Annotated in this window: 14 protein-coding genes and 1 tRNA gene; 4 read left to right on the top strand and 11 right to left on the bottom strand. The window is 59.7% G+C overall.

The features are described from left to right. Positions 1 to 79 precede the first annotated feature (79 nt). From boxB to INS80_RS06745, 10 genes are all read right to left on the bottom strand, one after another. The gene (gene boxB / locus INS80_RS06790) at positions 80 to 1531 is read right to left on the bottom strand and encodes a benzoyl-CoA 2,3-epoxidase subunit BoxB (RefSeq protein ID WP_192964908.1); all 1452 of its coding nucleotides are present in this window, start codon (positions 1529 to 1531) and stop codon (positions 80 to 82) included. Between the two features lie 52 nt (positions 1532 to 1583). Continuing rightward, positions 1584 to 3242 (bottom strand): 2,3-epoxybenzoyl-CoA dihydrolase, encoded by a 1659-nt coding sequence (boxC, locus tag INS80_RS06785; RefSeq protein WP_192964907.1) that lies wholly within the window; start codon positions 3240 to 3242, stop codon positions 1584 to 1586. 142 nt (positions 3243 to 3384) lie between these two features. Continuing rightward, complete coding sequence (locus INS80_RS06780; protein WP_192964906.1) at positions 3385 to 3840, bottom strand: DUF309 domain-containing protein; 456 nt, start codon at positions 3838 to 3840, stop codon at positions 3385 to 3387. A gap of 1 nt (position 3841) precedes the next feature. Continuing rightward, entirely contained in the window at positions 3842 to 4660 is an 819-nt protein-coding gene (locus INS80_RS06775) for an alpha/beta fold hydrolase (RefSeq protein ID WP_192964905.1), read from the bottom strand. Then, positions 4660 to 6201: a benzoate-CoA ligase family protein gene (locus INS80_RS06770; RefSeq protein WP_192964904.1), complete on the bottom strand. Its 1542-nt coding sequence runs from the start codon at positions 6199 to 6201 to the stop codon at positions 4660 to 4662. Before INS80_RS06770 ends, INS80_RS06775 begins: the two co-directional genes overlap by 1 nt. 286 nt (positions 6202 to 6487) lie before the next feature. Beyond that, positions 6488 to 7993 (bottom strand): TRAP transporter large permease, encoded by a 1506-nt coding sequence (locus INS80_RS06765; protein WP_192964903.1) that lies wholly within the window; start codon positions 7991 to 7993, stop codon positions 6488 to 6490. Beyond that, positions 7990 to 8571, bottom strand: a complete 582-nt coding sequence (locus INS80_RS06760; RefSeq protein WP_192964902.1) for a TRAP transporter small permease — start codon at positions 8569 to 8571, stop codon at positions 7990 to 7992. The genes INS80_RS06765 and INS80_RS06760 overlap by 4 nt, the downstream gene beginning before the upstream one ends. 73 nt (positions 8572 to 8644) lie before the next feature. Further along, entirely contained in the window at positions 8645 to 9691 is a 1047-nt protein-coding gene (locus INS80_RS06755; RefSeq protein WP_192964901.1) for a TRAP transporter substrate-binding protein, read from the bottom strand. 501 nt (positions 9692 to 10192) lie between these two features. Then, complete coding sequence (locus INS80_RS06750; protein ID WP_192964900.1) at positions 10193 to 10903, bottom strand: fumarylacetoacetate hydrolase family protein; 711 nt, start codon at positions 10901 to 10903, stop codon at positions 10193 to 10195. Between the two features lie 148 nt (positions 10904 to 11051). Then, positions 11052 to 11138: transfer RNA gene (locus tag INS80_RS06745), tRNA-Leu, on the bottom strand. Positions 11139 to 11383: 245 nt separating this feature from the next. On the opposite strand from INS80_RS06745, the gene INS80_RS06740 reads away from it, so the two are divergent. Further along, a complete protein-coding gene (locus INS80_RS06740; protein ID WP_192964899.1) occupies positions 11384 to 12373 on the top strand; it encodes a complex I NDUFA9 subunit family protein in 990 nt (329 codons plus the stop codon). 76 nt (positions 12374 to 12449) lie between these two features. Here the strand turns inward: INS80_RS06740 and INS80_RS06735 are convergent, their stop codons facing one another. Next, a complete protein-coding gene (locus INS80_RS06735; protein ID WP_192964898.1) occupies positions 12450 to 13253 on the bottom strand; it encodes an undecaprenyl-diphosphate phosphatase in 804 nt (267 codons plus the stop codon). A 236-nt stretch (positions 13254 to 13489) separates the two neighbouring features. Here INS80_RS06735 and INS80_RS06730 point away from each other — a divergent pair, with 236 nt between their 5' ends. The 3 genes from INS80_RS06730 to mtgA all read left to right on the top strand — a co-directional run bounded on the left by INS80_RS06730 (position 13490) and on the right by mtgA (position 20583). Continuing rightward, a complete protein-coding gene (locus tag INS80_RS06730; protein WP_192964897.1) occupies positions 13490 to 14929 on the top strand; it encodes an NAD(P)-dependent oxidoreductase in 1440 nt (479 codons plus the stop codon). Between the two features lie 76 nt (positions 14930 to 15005). Then, positions 15006 to 19538, top strand: coding sequence for a glutamate synthase large subunit (gltB, locus tag INS80_RS06725; RefSeq protein WP_192964896.1), 4533 nt, complete (start codon positions 15006 to 15008; stop codon positions 19536 to 19538). A gap of 310 nt (positions 19539 to 19848) precedes the next feature. Further along, positions 19849 to 20583, top strand: a complete 735-nt coding sequence (mtgA, locus tag INS80_RS06720; protein WP_192964895.1) for a monofunctional biosynthetic peptidoglycan transglycosylase — start codon at positions 19849 to 19851, stop codon at positions 20581 to 20583. Positions 20584 to 20619: the final 36 nt, after the last annotated feature.

The following is a 20619-nucleotide window of genomic DNA, read 5'->3' as shown; positions in this document are numbered from 1 at the left end:
CGGTCTGGATGCCCGGCGCCTATCGGTCAGTGTGACAGGCGCCGGGAAAGAGAGGGTTAAGCTCTCATCGGCCTTTGGATCAGGCCATGTGCAGTTTGACGTATTCGAAATCGCCCGGCTTGTTGTCGATGCCAACCTTTGGCGGTGCGATCCAGCTGGCGTATTGGCCGGGCTCGTAGACCGGTTTCATCAGCGACTGGATGAAATCGCCATCCGCGTGGGTCGGCAGCCACTCCTGAATGCCCTTGTCGTATTCGGCGCCCGAAACGTGGTTGCCTTCGGGGTCGAAGTTCTTGTTGGCAAAGACGCCGATCTTGCGGTTGAAGGCCTGGTGGGGCAGCTTCATCTCGAACTCGATCCCGTACTTTTCGATTATCTTGTTCCAGCGGCCAACGCCCCCGGCCGCGTCTTTGACGTAATCGTCGCGCAGGCGCATGTTGATCGCGGTCAGGGCGGGAACTTCGCGTTCGACGATCGTGTCGCCTTCCAGATCCAGCACGTTGTAGGTATCGTTGGTCAGCTTGTGGTCGTCTTTCAGGCGCATCTCCATGTAGCGACCCTTGATGCCCGCGTTGAAGGCATTGGCGGCGTTGGTGGAGACTTCCTGGCCGAAGAGATCCAGCGACAGCGTGTAGTGCAGGTTCAGCTTTTTCTGGATGGTCGGCAGGTCGATCACGCCCAGATCACGGATCTTGTTGATGTCATAGGGATCGGTGATCCCGGCCTTCTTCATCGCCTCGCAGGTGGCCTGGATGGTGCGGCCCACCCCGGTTTCACCGACGAACATGTGGTGCGCCTCTTCGGTCAGCATGAAGCGGCAGGTGCGCGACAGCGGATCGAAACCGGATTGCGCCAGGCTTTCCAGCTGCATCTTGCCGTCGCGGTCGGTGAAATAGGTGAACATGAAGAACGACAGCCAGTCCGGCGTTTCCTCGTTGAAGGCACCCAGCATGCGTGGCGCCTCTTCGGAACCGGAAGAGCGGATCAGAAGATCGTTTGCCTCTTCGCGGCCATCGCGGCCAAAGTATTTCTGCAGCAGGTAGACCATCGCCCAGAGGTGGCGGCCTTCCTCGACGTTCACCTGGAACAGGTTGCGCATGTCGTAAAGCGAGGGCGCGGTCAGGCCCAGGAAGCGCTGCTGCTCGACCGATCCCGGCTCGGTATCGCCCTGGATCACGATCAGGCGCTTCAGCATGTTGCGGTATTCGCCGGGAACTTCTTGCCAGGCGGGCTCGCCATAGTGTTCGCCCATGGGAATGGTGCGGCCTTCGACCTGCGGCGCAAGCAGCACGCCCCAGCGGTATTCAGGCATCTTCACATAGTCGAACTTGGCCCAGCCTTTGGGATCCACCGACACGGCGGTGCGCAGGTAGACCATGGATTCCTGAAAGTTCTGCGGGATCAGGTCGTTCCACCAGTTGATGTAACCGGGGTGCCATTTTTCCAGCGCTTTCAGAACTTTCTTGTCGCTGGACAGGCCAACGTTGTTGGGGATCTGGGTGTCGTAGCTGACATTGATGAGATCAAGCATTTCGTTCCTCCGTCGTGCGGCGCCGCATTGGCCATCCGCTGAAAATCTTGGGTTACACGCGTTCCATGTTGTATTCGCCGCGCTGGCCGGTGCCGTAGCGCTGCAATGCACCGTCGCTGCCCACCGCGTTGGGGCGCTGGAAAATCCAGTTTTGCCAGGCGGTCAGACGGCCAAAGATACGGGTTTCCATCGTCTCGGGGCCGGCAAAGCGCAGGTTGGCCTCCATGCCGGTCATCGCATCGGGGCTGAAGCTGGCGCGTTCCTCCAGGAAGATGCGCACCTCGTCCTCCCAGTCGATGTCATCAAAGGCATAGGTGATGAGGCCCAGTTCCTCGGCCTTATCGGCCTCCAGTGCCTCACCCACGTGATCGCGCAGATCCTCGACCGCCTCAGGCGTGCCCAGGAAACGGGTTTGCAGGCGGGTCAGGTCGTTGCCCATCGGGTAGGTGCCAAAGTTTCCCTCGCTCAGGGTCACGGCGGCCAGCGGGCGATTGTCGCCTTCGAACTCTTCCAGCATCATGTAGGAGCGATCGACGGCCCACAGAAGCTCGGCCAGCGGCCCGGCAAAGCAGGAGCCATGTTCGACCACTGCCACCAGCGAACGCGAAGTCATGTCGATGCGTTTCAGCAGACGCTTCCAGTACATCAGGATTTCGTTTGCCAGCCAGTGATCGCGGTTGTTCAGCAGCAGGGCCTCATGGGCCAGCAGTTTTTCGCTTTCGCCTTGGGTCTGGAAGACCACGGTGCCCACCTCGCGCTCATTCAGGCGCAGATGCAGGATGGCGTCGTCCAGTTCGCGCGCCAGGCGCAGCATGTAGGTCTGATCGCCCTCGGCCTGCAGCGCTGCTGTATCCGCTGGGGCGTCGCCGTCGGGGCCTTTCAAGGTGATGGTGGCACGGCCACCGTCGCGGTCGATCTCGACCTCGACCAGCGAATAGGTGATGGCATTGTCACCAAAGCTGCGCGAAATCGGACCCAGGGTGATGCCGGTCAGCCCGTCTGCCTTGGTACTGGCTTCGGCAAACTCTTTGGCACGCTCGGCCACGGTGTCCGCGAACTTGGAGTTCGGCACCACCTCGTCCACCAGACGCCAGTCGACGGCGCGCTGGCCTTTCACGCCTTCCTCGATCGAGCAGAAGACATCCGCCAGATCGCGGCGCACCTTGCGTTTATCCGTGACGCGGGTCAGACCACCGGTGCCGGGCAGAACTGCCAGCAGCGGCACCTCGGGCAGCGCGACGGAGGACGTGCTGTCGTTGGTCAGCATGATGTAGTTGCAGGCCAGCGCCAGCTCGTAGCCTCCACCGGCGCAGGCGCCCTGCACGGCTGCGATGTATTTCTGGCCCGAGTCCGCCTCGGCGGCCTCAAATGTGTTGCGGGTCTCATTGGTGAATTTACAGAAGTTCACCTTGTGAGCGTGGCTGGCGCCGCCCAGCATGCGGATGTTGGCGCCCGCGCAGAAGACCTTTTCCTTGCCGGACTGCATGACCACCACCTTCACCTCGGGGTGTTCAAAGCGCATCCGCTGCACGATGTCGGCCAGTTCGATATCGACGCCCAAGTCATAGGAGTTGAGCTTCAGCTGGTAGCCGTCGAACAGACCGCCGTCTTCGTCCACGTCCATGTAGAGATTGGCGATGGGCCCATCATATTCCACCCTCCAGTGACGGTACTTGGAAGGGTCGGTCTGAAAATCGATCGCCTGGGACATATCGCGCTCCTGAGTTCTATTACTTGCAACTTACCGCACCTTTTTCATGTGGCAAAGAAAAAGATGCATAATAATGCCCAATATTGGTATAATAATGCAGGAAATCTGGTGGAAATCGACAAGTTCGGGTCGAAGAAATGCATTATATTGCACAATTCGAGTGTTCTGCATCTGATTTCTGTAGCTCGGAGATCCGGTGTCGAATCTTCGGCTCTTGTAACTCTGCCTGACTCCATATCGCCTGCGGCAGGTCATGCAGATGGCGAAGGCAGATGTCACATAGCCGCATAACAGCACGCGGTCGCTGCATCCGATGCTTCAGTTCGGCATTGGCAAGTTGGATCATCCCCTGAACAAGGCGTTTTTCCTCCGAGCCTTCGGGCAAGGCCATCCAGACCGCCTCCCAGACCTCATGGGCCTCCCAAAAGTATTTCGTCTCCAGGAATTGCAGTCCCGCGCGCCACGCATCCGACGCGAAAACAGCCCCGCAGGGCTGTTCAGGTCTGGCTGTTTCACACAGAGCATCAAATGTGCCTTCCGGATGCCGTGGCGTCTTTCCCGGAATGTGGGCATGGGGGGGATCCGGAAAGAGGGCCATGTCAGGCGATCTCGACCTCGGCGGCTTCGATCCGCGCCAAACGGCTGGTAAACTCCGCTACCGCCGCGATCACTTGGTCGGGCTGGTCCTGATGCGGGCTGTGCTTGCAGTCATCAAGCACCAGCATATCGCAGGGACAATAGGTGCGCTCCTCGATCACCTCGACCTGGGCGAGGCTGCCGTATTGATCTTCGCGGCCCTGGATCGCCAGCACGGGAATGCGCAGGTAATCGATGACATCCGCAACGTCCCAATCCCGGAACCCGTCGTCCAGCCAGACATCGTTCCAGCCGCGGAAGGCGCCGTCGGGATCCCTGTGGTATTTCCCCAGTTTTTCCTTCAGATCACCGCTGTCATAGGCCTCTTTCGCCTTGGCGATTTCGGCGAGGCCACCGGCTTCGGTGAAGAAATGCGGCGCCATCAGGATCAGACCGCGCACCCGGTGATCAATCACGCTGCCGCCATAGATCGCCGCGATGGTGGCGCCGTCGCTGTGGCCCAAAAGAACGCCATGTTCGAGCCCGATGGTATCGAGCAGCCCTGGCAGCACATCCTTGGCTTCGCGCGTCATGAAATCAAGCGGGCGGGGCAGGCTCACCGGATCGGACTGCCCATAGCCCTGGCGCGAATAGACAAAGACGCCCCAGCGGGTCGCCGCTGCCAGTTTTTCCGGGAAATCCCGCCACAAGGCGACGCAGCCCAGCCCTTCATGCAACAGAACCAGTGTCGGCGCCTTGTCAGGTGCCGGTCCATAGCTTGCGCATTCCAGAGTGGCACCGCCTGCATCGATTGTACCGCTAGAGCCCCATTCAAAAGCCATCATGCTTCCTTTCGCAGTTTGAAACGCTGGATCTTGCCGGTTGCCGTCTTGGGCAGATCCTCGGCAAAGACGATCCAGCGCGGGTATTTCCACTTGCCGATTTTCTCTTTCACAAATCCCTGAAGTTCATTTGCAAGCGCGTCGTTTCCGGTGCCTTCCTTCAGAACGATATATGCCTTGGGTTTCTCGAGACCGTCGTCATCGCGGGCAGGCACCACCGCAGCTTCGAGCACGGCAGGGTGCGAAACCAGTGCCTGCTCAACCTCGAAGGGCGAAAGCCAGATGCCGGAGACCTTGAACATGTCGTCTGTTCGGCCACAGTAGATGAGACGACCGCCGTCGCCACGTTCGTATTTGTCGCCAGTGCGGGTCCATTCGCCCTCGAAGGTGCCCCGGCTTTTGCCCCGCTGGTTCCAGTAGCCTTCGGCCGCTGAGGCGCCACGCACCAGAAGCTCGCCAATTCCGCCCTGCTCTGTCACCTCGTTGCCATCCTCATCCACAAGGCGCAGCTCGTAGCCCGGCACCGCAACACCGGAGGTGCCATAGACCACGTCACCAGGCGTATTGGACAGGAAGATGTGCAACATCTCGGTCGAGCCGACACCATCAAGGATCTCTACGCCCCAGATCTGCTCCCACTTGCGGCCAACCTCTTCGGGCAATGCTTCGCCCGCAGAAATGCAGCGGCGCAGGGGCGCATCCGGTTTCTTTGCGGTTTCCAGGGCCGCGACGGTTGCCGCGTAAAGGGTCGGTACGCCGCAATAGATGGTGGGCTTTTGCTCGTCGAGGATCGACAGGACGACGTCTGGAGTGGGGCGTCCATTGAACAGGATGGTCGTCGCTCCAACTGCCATTGGGAAGGTCATCCCGTTGCCAAGACCATAGGCAAAAAAGAGTTTTGCGGCGGAGAACACCACGTCGTCTTCAGCGATCTGCAGCACCTTGTCGCCGTAGGTTTCTGCCGTCGCGGCCAGAGCGCCGTGGACATGACGCACGCCTTTTGGCTGCCCGGTAGAGCCCGAAGAATAGAGCCAAAAGGCGGTCTCATCGGGGCAGCAGTCGATAGCTGGCTGTGGCTCGGCTCCTGCAAGGAAGTCGTCGTAGCGTATGCAGTCCTCGGGGGTGTCACCGCCAATAACCACGATTTTCCGAAGGTCTGGGCAGGCGCTTGTTGCGGGATGCACCACGTCCCAGAGTTCGGCGCTGACAAAAAGGATGGTCGCGCGGCTGTCTTTTAGGATGACTTCATAGACCGAGGTCGCAAGCAGGGTGTTCAATGGCACGGGCACCACACCCGCCTTGAGCGCACCCCAGAAGATCTGTGGGAATTCGATCTGATCGAGCACCAGCATCGCGGCGCGAGTCTCTCGTGCAATCCCGGCGCGGCGAAACGCGCCCGCAACACGGTCCGTTGCCTCCGCGAGGGCGCCGTAGGTGATCTGCCGCTTGGCCCCGGCGGCCTCCTTGAACGCAGGTTTGTCCGGGCGCTCAGCCCGGTGGCGGTCCACAAAATATTCCGCCGCATTGCCGCTGGGTATCATCCTTGCTCCTCCCTTGTCCGTCCTGCGGGCCGGTGAGGCCAGCGGACCTGCGCAGCCCTCCCCGGCGGCGCAGTGGTGTTCATGAGGCAGATTAATGCACTGGTCGCAGAATAATGCAACATATTGCGCAAGATAAATGCATTATTGTGCATAAATCGACCGAACGGCCCGCTTCACTGCGGTGCACTGTCAGGACGATGGCCCCGTTTGGAAGGCAAAGACGCAAAGAAGCCCCCGCCAGATGTCTGACAGGGGCCTTTTCTGTGTGTTGATTCTGATGCGGTTGTTAGTGCAGCCACATCAGCGGCAAAAGGGTGATAATCGGGAAGGCCACAAGGATGATCACCCGGATGATGTCGGAGGCGACAAAGAACATCACGGCCTTGTAGGTATCGACCATCTTGGTGGTGCGGTCCATTGCGTTGATGATGAAGAGGTTCATCCCCACCGGCGGGGTGATGAGGCCCACTTCGACCACGATCAGCACCAGAATGCCGAACCAGATGGCGACATATTCTGCTTCGATCCGGTTCACGCGGCCTTCGGTGACGCGAATGCCCAGTTCCTTCATCTGTTCGCGCGTCAGCTCCATGCCGCTTGCGATGGCCTCCTGGATCGAGGCCAGCATTTCGGCGCCCATGCCTTCGGGAACGCCGTTGCGCAGAACCTCCATCGCGGCGTCGGCCTGCATGGCGGGCAAGGACAACAGGCCGAAATCCATCGCGGAGATCACCGGGAAGAAGATCGGGATCGTCAGCAGGATCATAGACAGGCTATCCATCAGGCAGCCGAACAGCAGGTAGAAGGCCAGGATCAGGGCCAGCACCACCCACGGGCTAAGGCCCTGGCTAACGACGAAATCTGCCAGCTCCTGAGGGACCTGTGTAAGCGCAAGAAAGCCGTTATAGAAACCAGCGCCCAGAACAATGAAAAAGATCATTGCGGTGGAGCGTGCCGTGACAAGGAAGCTTTCGACCAGAGTGTCCCGATTCAAACCGCCATTCACCCAGGCGATGAAACCGGTGCCGAACGCACCTACGGCGGCCCCTTCTGTCGGGGTGAACCAGCCCGCATAGATACCGCCAACCACCAGGGCAAAGACAAGAAGAACAGGCCAGACCTTGACCAGGTTCTCAAACCTTTCGCTCCATGGAATTGCGGGGCGGGTTCCTGCGCTGTCAGGGAACATGCGCACATAGATCGAAATGGCAACGACATATCCGATGGCAGCCAGAATGCCGGGAATAAAGGCGGCCAGGAACAGCTTGGCGATGTTCTGTTCGGTCAGGATCGCATAGATCACCAGCACCACCGAGGGCGGTATGAGGATGCCAAGGGTGCCGCCTGCGGCAAGGGTCGCTGTGGAAAAGCCGCCCGCGTAGCCATAGGCGCGCAGTTCGGGCAGGGCGACACGGCCCATGGTCGCTGCCGTTGCCAGCGAGGAACCGCAGATCGCGCCAAAGCCGGCGCAGGCCCCGATCGAGGCCATGGCGACACCGCCTTTTCGGTGCCCCAAAAAGCCGGCTGCGGCTTTGAATAGGGCCGAGGACATACCGCCGAGCGTGGCGAAATGCCCCATCAAAAGGAACATCGGCACGATGGTCAGTGAATAGGATGAGAAGGTCGAATAGGTTTCGCTTTTCAACCGACCAAAGGCGACCTGGGTGCCTCCAGTGACCAAAATCAGCCCGACAAGACCAACCAGGAACATTGACAACCCGATCGGGACCCGCAGGAAGATCAGAACCATCAGGATGGGGAACGAGGTTATTCCGATTTCAAGAGCTGTCACTGCTCACCCTCCACACCGTCCCACACCTGGATGCGGCCGGTCATAAATTCAGTTGTGCGCACGATGGCCATGTAGATTCCAACAATGGCGGCCATGGTTGCGCCGAACAGGCTGGCGGCATAGGCCCACCAGGTCGGAAACTCGAGCAAGAACGAGGTTTCGCCATTGTGGTATTTTCCGATCATCCCGTCGGCGAGCTTGACCGTGATCAGCCCCAGAACACCGGCAAACAGGATGGCAATCACCATGCGCAGGAACCTGTTGACCTTGCGCGGGAACGCGTTGGCCACCACATCGACCGAGGCATGTCCCGAGGTAATCTGGCACAGGGGAATGAAGGCGAAGATCGCAAACGCGACCCCAGCTTCAACCATTTCAAAATCACCGTTGATTGGCCCGATGTAGTTGATCAGCCAGTTCGACAGATCCGGCGCCAGTCCTTGCATGAAGTCTCCGTGCAGAACGCCGTTCAGCAGACGACCGATGATAGACAGGCAGGTCAGGAGGATCAGGAGAACCAGGACCATACCGCCCAGAATGGCCATCTTTCTGGCCAACCCCATCATGAGCTTATGCATGGTGTTTACCTCTTTCTGAGTACACAAAGGGCCGCGGCACAAGTGCGCTGCGGCCCTTTGGCTATGCTATCGCTTACTTCACGTATTGCGGAGTGTATTTTTCGATCAGGTAGGTTGCTTCTTCAAGCAGTGCCTGTCCGTCGATACCTTTTTCCGCCATGTCAGCCAGCCAGTCGTTGTAGATCGGCTGTGCCAGTGCGCGCCATTCGTCGGTCTGCTCCTGGCTGAGAGTGATCACGTTGTTGCCGTTGTCCAGCGCGAATTCACGGGCCGGATCATCCGAGTCGGCCTGGGTGCCGCCGGCGAAAACCGAGAATTCGAGACCCGAGTTGTCGTCGATGGCTTTCTTCAGGTCGTCGGGCAGGCTCTCATACTTCTCTTTGTTCATAGCCAGAACGAAGGTCAGGGTGTAAAGCGCCTTGCCGGTGAACTCGGTGTGGTTTTCGACCAGCTCCGGAACCTTCAGGGCGGTGGTGACTTCCCACGGAATGGTGGTGCCGTCGATCACGCCTTTGGACAGACCTTCCGGGATGGCGGGAACAGGCATACCAACCGGGGTCGCGCCCAGCTGGGTCAGCAGTGCGTTGACTGAGCGGGAGCCGCCGCGGATTTTCATGCCCTGCAGGTCGTCTGCGGTTTCAACCGGGTCGGTGGTGTGGATCATGCCAGGGCCATGAACCCAGGTGCCGAGGATGTGAACGTCCTTGAATTCCGTATCCTTCATATGGCGCTCGAACATTTCCCAATAGGCGTGCGAGGTGGCGCGCGCATTGGTCATCATGAAGGGCAGTTCGAAGACTTCGGTCGAAGGGAAGCGGCCCGGCGTGTAGCCGACCACGGTCCAGACGATATCCGCAACGCCGTCGATTGCCTGGTCCATAAGCTCTGGCGGCTTACCGCCCAGCTGCATCGAGGGATACCGGTCGATCTTGATACGGCCGTTCGAGGAGGCCTCAACGTTGTCGGCCCAGACATCCAAGACCAGCTTCGGCACATTTGCCTGTGCCGGCAGGAACTGGTGAAGCTTCAGCGTCACCTCCTGAGCGAAGGCGGACGTAGCGCACATCGCGGCAATTGCCGCCGCGCCTGCTGCACCAAGAATCTTTCTGCGAGTGGTCATGTGATTCCTCCCTTTGACCCTATTTCCAAGCAACATAATGCCGTCAACTAAGAATATTGCAATATATTGCCTATTTCTTTCTGCTTTGGTCCCGTCCACACCCCTGCGGTTCACAAAACAAACCTTAGCGACCCTCTGCTATTTGGTGCATTTGTAACCATCAACAGCAGATCATGCATTTTTCACTCATGAATTGGCTGGTCCCAAATCAGCCACAGACCGTTTGCAGAAATGTTACAAAATTTCCACAACCTTGGACTGCGTGATACATTCCAGCATTTCGTTACGTGAAGATCAATCACTGATTGGCGTTTCAGCGTCGAAAAACGCCTTTCAGACCACTTGCCGAGTGGTTCACGTGATCTAATTTTAGACCGTCCCCCATTCTAACTCGTGCGATTTGCGCGCGCTTATGTAAGTCATAGGCGTAGTTGGATGGCGTCAGGAATGGACCCAGCGCACATCTTCTTGACGATATCGAACCTTTGGCAACGCGGGCAGTTACTCTGTGGCCTTTTGAGCTGGCAACAGGGTGAGCTTGACTGGCGAAAGGCCGTCGATTCCCCCTTCAATCACCTGTCCGGCCGTGACCGGACCAACTCCAGCCGGAGTGCCGGTCATGATTATGTCTCCCGGACGCAGATGATAATAACCTGACAGATGGCAAAGTATGTCCGTCACCGCCCAGATCATTTCATTCAGATTCGCATCCTGACGCGGCGCATTGTCCACGGTGAGCCAGATTCGTTTGTTGTCAGGGCCATCCCAGTCTGCGCTGCGGGTCAGGGGGGCAAAGACACTACCCTGTTCAAGGTCTTTTCCCAGATCCCACGGGCGGCGTTTGTCCTTCGCCTGTCCCTGTAGATCCCGCCGGGTCATGTCGAGCGCGCATCCATAGGCAAAGACCGCGGCCCGCGCCTGTTCCGGACTTGCCCGGAACAGGGAAGCGCCCAAGGCCACGGCCAACTCCATTTCATGATGGTAGTCTTCCGTCCCCGGTGGATAGGGAACCGAAGCGCCACTCAGCACCGCGTTGACGGCGGATTTGGTGAAGTAGAACGGCGCTTCGCGATCGACTTCATTGCCCATTTCGGCGGCATGGGCGGCGTAGTTGCGCCCAACGCAAAAAATCCGACCGATCGGGTAACTGCGTTCTTCGCCAATAACGGGAATCGCGGGAGGTTGAGGCAGGTCGAATAGGGGGGATGACATCCGGGGCGCTCCTTTGAGATCGCAGCAATGGCTGCGGATTGCAGCAGAGACGTAGCACAGGCAAGCGCCCGACCACAGCCCCCGGACCACGCCGAATGCCGGTGTGACGACCAACACGGTCGATTATTTCTCGTCTGTGTTTTGGGGATGGTGCCCAGGAGAGGACTCGAACCTCCACGTCCATACGGACACTAGCACCTGAAGCTAGCGCGTCTACCAATTCCGCCACCTGGGCAGGTGTCGTGCAGCGGCGTATACGCATGGGTGATCGGCCCGTCAAATGGATTCTCACTGAACCTCTGCAAGATCAAAGTGGTATCTGGTTGGCAAAAGAATTTGACGATGTCGCTTCAAGGGCGTGTGGCCTGGTCCATAAGCCATGATTTATGACGAAACTGCCGGTTGAAGAGCGATTTGCGCCTTGTTTGACAGCCTCTGGCCCGGTAGATCGGGACAAGAGCAAATTGCAGGAGCCAACAGATGTCCAAGCTGGTTACGATCTACGGCGGGTCCGGTTTTGTCGGTCGTTACATCGCGCGCCGCATGGCAAAGGAAGGCTGGCGCGTGCGCGTCGCCGTGCGTCGTCCGAACGAGGCAATGCATGTGAAGCCCTACGGGGTGCCCGGCCAAGTCGAGCCGGTCTTCTGCAACATCCGCGACGATGCCTCTGTTGCAGCGGTCATGCAGGGTGCAGATGCTGTGGTGAACTGCGTTGGAGTATTGAACGAGCTTGGCAAGAACACCTTTGACGCGGTTCAGTCTGATGGAGCGGGCCGGGTCGCACGGATCGCCGCCGAGCAGGGTGTGGAGCAGATGGTGCATATCTCGGCCATCGGCGCCGATGCAGAAAGCGATAGCGACTATGCGCGCAGTAAGGCTGCGGGCGAAACTGCCGTGCAAGAGGCATTTCCGGCAGCCGTGATCCTGCGTCCTTCGATCATTTTTGGCACCGAAGATCAGTTCTTCAACCGCTTTGCCGGGATGACTCGCCTCTCGCCGTTGTTGCCGATTGCTGGCGGCTCCACCCGTTTTCAGCCGGTCTATGTGGATGATGTGGCCCGCGCGGCAGTGGCGGGCGTGCTGGGCCAGGCCGAGCCGGGCGTTTATGAGCTTGGCGGCCCCGAGGTCAAAACTTTCGAAGAGCTGATGCAGGATATGCTGGCGGTAATTCACCGCCGCCGTATCGTTGTCTCGCTGCCGAATTTCGTGGCCAGTATCATCGCGCTTGGATTTGATATTCTGCAGTTTGTCAGCTTCCAACTGATCGAGAACAAGATGCTGACCCGCGATCAGCTCAAGAACCTTTCCCGCGACAACGTGGTGGCCGATGGCGCCAGGGGGTTTGCGGATCTTGGAATTGAACCCACACTGATGGGGCCTGTGCTGTCCGACTATCTGTGGAAATTCCGCCCCTCGGGACAGTATGACGAAATGACAGCCTCCGCCCGTAACCTGCGCGGCGACGTCTGACACCGAACAGGGCAACGGATATTGAAATGGCGCGGGGCATTGGCTCCGCGCTTTTTCTTTCGCCTGATGACTTGCTTCAGCTGTAGGCCACGACCAGCAGGATGACGCCAAGGATCACCCGATAGATCACATAAGGTGTGAAGCTGACTGAGTGCAAAAGGCGCATCATCAGGCTCAGCGCTGCAAGAGCCGACACAAAGGCAAAGCTGGCGGCGATCAGCCCGTCACGCATCAGCGCTGTATTGGCTTCGACCGCGACCTCTGCGCCCAGGAGGATGCCCGACGCAAGGATGGTGGGGATCGACATCAGCATGGCGATGCGTGCGCCTTCGGTTCGGGTATAACCAAGCTGCCGTGCGCCGGTGATGGTGATGCCCGACCGCGAGGTACCCGGGATCAGTGCGATCATCTGCCACAGACCCATGATCAGTGCATCGCGCAGGCCCCAGTCGCTGGCCGTCTTCACCTGCGCGCCTCTCTGGTCGGCAACATAAAGGACGATCCCAAAGATCAGCATTGTCCAGCCGATCACTGCGGTGGAGCGCAGCATATCGCTGAGGCCGGTGAAATGCAGAACAGCGCCCAGGATCACCGTGGGGATGGTGGCGATGACCAGGCCAAGGGCCAGGCGGGCGCCCTCGGTATCTACACGACCAACAAGAAGGCGCGGTAGCCCCAGCAAACCTGTGCGCACGTCCTGCCAAAAATACATGACGACAGCGGCCAGGGTGCCGACGTGGACGGCAACGTCGATGACCTGTCCTTGATCGTCCATCCCACTCAGGGCCGGTAGCAGAATCAGGTGACCGGAGGAGGAAATGGGCAAAAATTCCGTAATTCCTTGGATCAGGGCCACCAAGACGAGGTGAAACAAAGACATGGCAGGCAGCTCCTATGGGGGCCGGAAAGAACCTAAATATTCTTTTTCCTTATTGAATTTGCTCCTGAATGGGAAGGTGGCAGCTTAGGTCCGTTTCGGACCCAAAATTGCTGTACTTTTCCGCTGTGGCGAGTATCAGGAGTAAACCGCTGGCAAAATAGGTCAGCACAGTTGACTTTTAATCCGCCGCGCTTCGAACTATGACACTCGTAGCAAGCTAATAAGGGAGTCCACCCGTGGCCAAGCAACCGATGCTCAAATTCGTGAAAATCGAACGCGACATGCCCGAAAAACGGGCCGCTGAAGATCGCAAAGATGACTTTCACGAGATCTATGCGGAGTTCGCACAGGCAAAAGCGGAGGAGCAGGCGAGCCGCTGCAGCCAGTGCGGTGTGCCATACTGCCAGTCCCACTGCCCGCTGCACAACAATATTCCCGACTGGCTCCGCCTGACCGCAACTGGCCGTCTGGAAGAGGCCTACGAGACCAGTCAGGCCACCAACACCTTTCCTGAAATCTGTGGGCGCATCTGCCCGCAAGACCGCCTTTGCGAAGGCAACTGCGTGATTGAACAATCCGGCCATGGTACCGTCACCATTGGCGCGGTCGAGAAATACATTACCGACACCGCCTGGGACAAAGGTTGGGTCAAGCCCGTTGCACCGCTGCAGGAACGCAGCGAAAGCGTCGGCATCATCGGTGCGGGGCCTGGCGGTCTGGCGGCGGCGGACATGCTGCGCCGCGCTGGTGTGCAGGTCACGATCTATGATCGTTATGACCGCGCGGGCGGTCTGCTGACTTATGGCATTCCCGGCTTCAAGCTGGAAAAAGATGTGGTCATGCGCCGCAACAAGTTGCTTGAGGACAGCGGTGTCAAATTCGTCATGAACTGCAATGTGGGCGAGGACATCACGTTCGAGGAAATCCGCAGCAAGCATGACGCTGTGATCATTGCGACTGGCGTCTACAAATCGCGCGATCTGTCCATGCCGGGCAGCGGCGCTGCGGGTATTGTCAAGGCGATCGACTTCCTGACCGCGTCCAACAAGCGCAGCTTTGGCGACACGGTGCCCGAATTCGAAAGCGGTGAACTGAATGCCGAAGGCAAGAAGGTCGTGGTGATCGGCGGTGGGGACACAGCGATGGACTGCGTGCGTACCTCGATCCGCGAAGGCGCGACCTCGGTCAAATGTCTCTATCGCCGTGACCGTGCCAATATGCCCGGCTCGCAGCGGGAAACCCAGAACGCCGAAGAAGAAGGCGTGGTCTTTGAATGGCTGTCGGCTCCCAAGGGGTTTGTCGACGACGGTGGCAAGGTGTCCGGCGTGATGGTGCAGAAGATGCGTTTGGGCGCTCCGGATGCCACTGGCCGTCAGGCGCCCGAGGTGATCGAAGGTGCCGATTACGTGGAAGAAGCCGATCTGGTGATCAAGGCCCTAGGCTTTGAGCCCGAAGATCTGCCCACCCTCTGGGGCCAGCCGGAACTGCCGGTCACCCGCTGGGGTACAGTCAAGGCTGCGTTCAAGTCAGGCGCGACCGATCTGCCGGGTGTCTATGCGGTGGGTGACATCGTGCGCGGCGCCAGCTTGGTGGTCTGGGCCATCAAGGATGGTCGCGATTGTGCCGAAGCGATCCTGGAGCGCTTCAACGCCAAGGCTGTCGTGGCAGCGGAATAACAAAAGATTTGCATCCCACGCGGTTGCGCGCCCCTGACACAGGTGAGGTGCCACCGCCAGGCAAAGGAAAAACGATATGACAAAATATGATGCAGAATGGGTCCGCGCCGAGGAAGCCAAGCGCAAGTGGATGGCCGAAAACGGTCTCTATTCAGAGGAAGAAGAACATTCCTCCTGCGGTGTGGGTCTGGTTGTCTCTCAGGATGGCAGCGCTAGCCGCAAGGTCGTTGAGGCCGGTATCGATGCGCTGAAGGCGATCTGGCACCGCGGCGCGGTTGACGCCGACGGCAAGACTGGCGACGGCGCCGGTATCCATGTGCAGATCCCGGTTCCCTTCTTCTATGACCAGATCAAGCGCACCGGCCACGAGCCCCACAAGGATCAGTTGATCGCGGTTGGTCAGGTCTTCCTGCCGCGCACCGACTTTGGCGCGCAGGAGAAATGCCGGACTATTGTGGAAACCGAAGTACTGCGTATGGGCTATTACATCTATGGCTGGCGCCACGTGCCGGTCGATGTAACATGCCTTGGTGAAAAGGCTAACGCGACCCGTCCCGAGATCGAGCAAATCCTGATCTCCAACTCCAAGGGCGTGGACGAGGACACCTTTGAGCGCGAGCTTTATGTGATCCGTCGTCGGATCGAGAAGGCAGCCGCCGCCGCTGGCATTGGCGGGCTGTATATTGCTTCGCTGTCCTGTCGCTCGATCATCTACAAGGGCATGATGCTGGCCGAGCAGGTCGCCGTTTTCTACCCCGACCTGATGGACGAGCGCTTTGAGTCCGCCTTTGCGATCTATCACCAGCGCTATTCCACCAACACCTTCCCGCAGTGGTGGTTGGCGCAGCCCTTCCGCATGCTGGCTCACAACGGTGAGATCAACACCCTGAAGGGCAACATCAACTGGATGAAGAGCCATGAGATCCGCATGGCTTCTTCGACCTTTGGTGACTACGCTGAGGACATCAAGCCGATTATCGCGGGCGGCTCCTCCGACTCGGCGGCGCTGGATTCGGTGTTCGAAGTTCTGGTGCGGGCAGGCCGCTCTGCGCCCATGGCCAAAACCATGCTGGTTCCGGAAAGCTGGTCCAAGCAGGCAGTTGAATTGCCGCAGGCCTGGCGTGACATGTATTCCTACTGCAACTCGGTGATGGAGCCTTGGGACGGTCCGGCTGCGCTTGCCATGACCGATGGTCGCTGGGTCTGTGCCGGTCTGGACCGCAATGGTCTGCGCCCGATGCGCTATGTCGTCACCGGCGACGGGCTGGTGATCGCTGGCTCCGAGGCGGGCATGGTGCCGATCGATGAGGCCACCGTCGTTGAGAAGGGCGCCCTTGGTCCAGGTCAGATGCTGGCCGTGGACATGAAAAAGGGTAAGCTCTACCACGACACCGAGATCAAGGACAAACTCGCCGCTGCGCTGCCCTTCGGCGACTGGGTGCAGAAGATCAACGATCTGGACGAAACCCTGGCAACCGTCAACGAACAGCCTCTGTTCCAAGGTGAGGAGTTGCGCCGCCGTCAGATCGCAGCTGGCTACACCATCGAAGAGCTGGAGCAGATCCTGGCGCCAATGGCCGAGGACGGCAAGGAAACGCTGGCGTCGATGGGCGATGACACCCCATCTGCGGTTCTCTCGAAGAAATACCGCCCGCTGTCGCATTTCTTCCGTCAGAACTTCAGCCAGGTGACGAACCCGCCGATCGACTCCCTTCGCGAATACCGCGTGATGTCGCTGAAAACGCGCTTCGGGAACCTCAAGAACGTTCTGGATGAGGACAGCTCACAGACCGAGATCATCGTGCTGGAAAGCCCCTTTGTCGGCAATGCCCAGTGGGACAAGCTGATCGAGAACCTCAACGCGCCGCTGGTCGAGATCGACTGTACTTTCGCGTCCGGTACGGGTTCTCTGAATGCCGCGCTGCAACGGATCCGCGCCGAAGCCGAGGAGGCCGTGCGCTCGGGCGCTGGGCATATCGTGCTGACCGACCAGCATTCGAATGCGGACAAGATTGCGATGCCGATGATCCTGGCGACCTCGGCGGTGCATTCGCATCTGACCCGCAAGGGTCTGCGGACCTTCTGCTCGCTCAACGTGCGCTCGGCCGAGTGTATCGACCCGCATTACTTTGCGGTGCTGATTGGCTGCGGTGCCACCGTTGTGAACGCTTACCTCGCCGAGGATTCGCTCGCCGACCGGATCGAGCGTGGCCTCCTCGATGGCTCGCTGACCGAAAACGTGGCGCGCTACCGCGAAGCCATCGACCAGGGTCTGTTGAAGATCATGGCGAAGATGGGCATCTCGGTGATCTCCTCCTATCGCGGCGGTCTGAACTTCGAAGCCGTGGGCCTGTCCCGCGCCATGTGCGCCGAGTATTTCCCCGGCATAACCAGCCGGATTTCCGGCATCGGTGTCTCGGGTATCCAGGTCAAGGCCGAAGAGATGCACGCCGCCGCCTGGGGCGCGCAGCAGAACGTGCTGCCCATTGGCGGGTTCTACAAGGCGCGCAAATCGGGCGAGACCCACGCCTGGGAAGCGACCTCGATGCACATGCTCCAGATGGCCTGCAACAAGGCCTCCTACCAGATGTGGCAGCAGTACTCGAAGAAGATGCAGGCCAACCCGCCGATCCATCTGCGCGACCTTCTGGACATCAAGCCGCTGGGCAAGCCGGTGCCGCTGGAAGAGGTGGAAAGCATCACCGCGATCCGCAAGCGGTTCGTGACGCCGGGCATGTCCCTCGGTGCGCTGTCGCCCGAGGCGCACAAGACGCTGAACGTCGCGATGAACCGCATCGGCGCCAAGTCGGATTCCGGCGAAGGCGGGGAAGATCCGGCACACTTCGTGCCAGAGCCCAATGGCGACAACCCCTCGGCCAAGATCAAGCAGGTGGCCTCGGGCCGCTTTGGTGTGACCGCTGAATACCTGAACCAGTGCGAAGAGCTGGAGATCAAGGTGGCGCAGGGCGCCAAGCCGGGTGAGGGTGGCCAGCTGCCGGGAATGAAGGTCACCGACCTGATCGCGCGCCTGCGCCATTCGACCAAGGGTGTGACGCTGATCTCGCCGCCGCCGCACCACGATATCTACTCGATCGAGGACCTGGCGCAGCTGATCTATGACCTGAAGCAGATCAACCCGCGCTGCAAGGTGACGGTGAAACTGGTGGCCTCCTCCGGTGTCGGCACCATCGCAGCTGGCGTCGCCAAGGCGAAGGCAGACATCATCCTGATCTCGGGCCACAACGGCGGCACCGGGGCCTCGCCTGCGACCTCGATCAAATATGCGGGTCTGCCATGGGAAATGGGCCTGACCGAGGCACATCAGGTTCTGGCGATGAACAACCTGCGCGACCGTGTGACCCTGCGCACCGACGGGGGCCTGCGCACGGGTCGTGACATTGTCATGGCCGCGATGATGGGCGCCGAGGAATACGGCATCGGCACCGCTGCTCTGATCGCCATGGGCTGCATCATGGTGCGCCAGTGCCAGTCCAACACCTGCCCCGTGGGCGTCTGTACGCAGGACGAGAGCTTGCGCGCCAAATTCACCGGCAACGCGGACAAGGTGGTGAATCTCATCACCTTCTATGCGCAGGAAGTGCGGGAAATCCTTGCCTCCATCGGTGCGCGCAGCCTGGATGAGGTGATTGGCCGTGCGGATCTGCTGGCGCAGGTCTCGCGTGGGTCGGCACATCTGGACGATCTGGACCTCAACCCGCTGCTGATCACTGTCGATGGGTCTGCCAGCATTGTCTACAACCGCGACAAGGAGCGCAACGCGGTGCCCGATACGCTGGACGCGGAGATCGTGCGCGATGCGGCCCGCTTCCTGCAGGATGGTGAGAAGATGCAGCTGTCTTACGCGGTGCAGAACACGCATCGGACCGTGGGGACGCGCACCTCGAGCCATATCGTGCGCAACTTTGGTATGCGCAATTCCTTCCAGCCGGACCACCTGACGGTGAAGCTGCAGGGCTCGGCCGGCCAGTCCCTCGGTGCCTTTGCCGCGCCCGGTCTGAAGCTCGAGGTTTCGGGCGATGCCAACGACTATGTGGGCAAGGGTCTATCGGGGGGTACGGTCGTGGTGCGTCCGCCCATGGCCTCTCCGCTGGTGGCGAGCGACAATACTATCGTTGGTAACACCGTGCTTTATGGCGCGACCGATGGCTACCTCTTTGCGGCGGGCCGTGCAGGTGAGCGTTTCGCTGTGCGTAACTCTGGCGCCAAGGTGGTGATTGAGGGCTGCGGATCGAACGGTTGTGAGTACATGACCGGTGGCGTCGCGGTGATCCTTGGGTCGATCGGTGCGAACTTTGGCGCGGGCATGACCGGGGGTATGGCCTACCTTTACGACCCCGATGGCAAGGCCGAGACCATGATGAACATGGAGAGCCTTGTTACCTGTGCGGTGACCGTCGATCATTGGGAAGCTGAGCTTAAAGGCCTGATCGAACGCCATCTGCAGGAAACCGGGAGCCGCAAGGCAGCCGATATCCTGCAGCATTGGGAGACCGAGAAAGCCAATTTCGTGCAGGTCTGCCCGAAGGAGATGCTGGACAAGCTGGCCCATCCGCTGTCGCTGGAACAGGCCGCAGTACCGGCGGAGTAAGGTCTCTGTTGACGCTGTCAAATTGTCCCGCAGGCTGACCGCCTGCGGGGCTTTTTTGTTTGGTGGGACGCTTCCTGAGTCACCCGAGCAGCAAGCCCCGGCGCCCTCATCGCTTGATGCCCTGTCTGCCACGACCCACAGCCGGTTCAAGCACAATGGCGGTTTCCACGCCTGCGGCGCGGAGCCTCCGCAATTCTGCCTGAGCCGTCTGTCTGGTCCGCGCCTATACATGGGTAAGCGATGAGGGCTCCGGAGCAGCAGGCGTATTTCCATGTGGCGGCAAGGGTCTGCTCTGCCCTATAGAGGTGGTATGGCGAAGGCAGCAAAGAAGACGGCAGGCAAGAGCAGCCCATCCTTGATGCGCAGGATCACCTGGCCTCTCAGGTGGGTGCGCAAGTGGGTGCTGCGCGCCTGTCTGCTGGCTATCGTTCTTGCTGTTGCGCTGGTTGCTCTGTTTTCCGTGGTGAACCCGCCGATCACCCATACGATCTGGTCCGAACAGCGTCGTCTGGGCGAGGTGGACCGCGAATGGGTGCCGCTTGAGGATATTGCTCCGGTTCTTGCGCGCTCTGTGGTGGCCGCGGAGGATGCCCGGTTCTGTCAGCACTGGGGGATTGACGTCACCGCAATACGCGCTGCCATTGCCGAAGGCGGGCAACGGGGTGGGTCGACCATTTCTCAGCAGGTTGTGAAGAATGTCTTCCTTTGGCAGGAGCGCAGCTGGTTCCGCAAGGCGCTGGAGACCGCCCTGACCCCCTTGGTTGAGGCGATCTGGAGCAAGCGTCGCATTCTTGAAGTTTATCTGAATGTAGCCGAGATGGATGAAGGGATTTTTGGGGCCGAAGCGGCGGCTCGGCATTACTTTGGGGTTGGTCCGGATGCGCTGACGGCGCGGCAGGCCGCCCTGATCGCGGCGGTCTTGCCGAACCCGAAAGGACGGTCAGCTTCGCGCCCATCCAAGAGCCTGCGCCAGCGGGCTGTGCAAATTCAGGACGGGGCGGCCACCATCCGCGCAGATGGGCGTTCGGACTGTTTCGAGGATTGAAGTTTTTGCCACAAGCGGGCATTGCTGGTGTCATCC

It is taken from the genome of Phycobacter azelaicus (genome assembly GCF_014884385.1).
Lineage (GTDB): Bacteria > Pseudomonadota > Alphaproteobacteria > Rhodobacterales > Rhodobacteraceae > Phycobacter > Phycobacter azelaicus.
Note: the sequence above shows the minus strand (reverse complement) of the source record. Positions and strands in the feature narration are given on the sequence as shown.

Coding starts and splice junctions, on each gene's coding strand:
- INS80_RS06775 (WP_192964905.1), bottom strand. CDS start 4,660: ATGGCTTTTGAATGGGGCTCTAGCGGTACAATCGATGCAGGCGGTGCC.
- INS80_RS06770 (WP_192964904.1), bottom strand. CDS start 6,201: ATGATACCCAGCGGCAATGCGGCGGAATATTTTGTGGACCGCCACCGG.
- INS80_RS06735 (WP_192964898.1), bottom strand. CDS start 13,253: ATGTCTTTGTTTCACCTCGTCTTGGTGGCCCTGATCCAAGGAATTACG.
- INS80_RS06780 (WP_192964906.1), bottom strand. CDS start 3,840: ATGGCCCTCTTTCCGGATCCCCCCCATGCCCACATTCCGGGAAAGACG.
- INS80_RS06755 (WP_192964901.1), bottom strand. CDS start 9,691: ATGACCACTCGCAGAAAGATTCTTGGTGCAGCAGGCGCGGCGGCAATT.
- INS80_RS06750 (WP_192964900.1), bottom strand. CDS start 10,903: ATGTCATCCCCCCTATTCGACCTGCCTCAACCTCCCGCGATTCCCGTT.
- INS80_RS06760 (WP_192964902.1), bottom strand. CDS start 8,571: ATGCATAAGCTCATGATGGGGTTGGCCAGAAAGATGGCCATTCTGGGC.
- boxB (WP_192964908.1), bottom strand. CDS start 1,531: ATGCTTGATCTCATCAATGTCAGCTACGACACCCAGATCCCCAACAAC.
- boxC (WP_192964907.1), bottom strand. CDS start 3,242: ATGTCCCAGGCGATCGATTTTCAGACCGACCCTTCCAAGTACCGTCAC.
- INS80_RS06740 (WP_192964899.1), top strand. CDS start 11,384: ATGTCCAAGCTGGTTACGATCTACGGCGGGTCCGGTTTTGTCGGTCGT.
- mtgA (WP_192964895.1), top strand. CDS start 19,849: ATGGCGAAGGCAGCAAAGAAGACGGCAGGCAAGAGCAGCCCATCCTTG.
- gltB (WP_192964896.1), top strand. CDS start 15,006: ATGACAAAATATGATGCAGAATGGGTCCGCGCCGAGGAAGCCAAGCGC.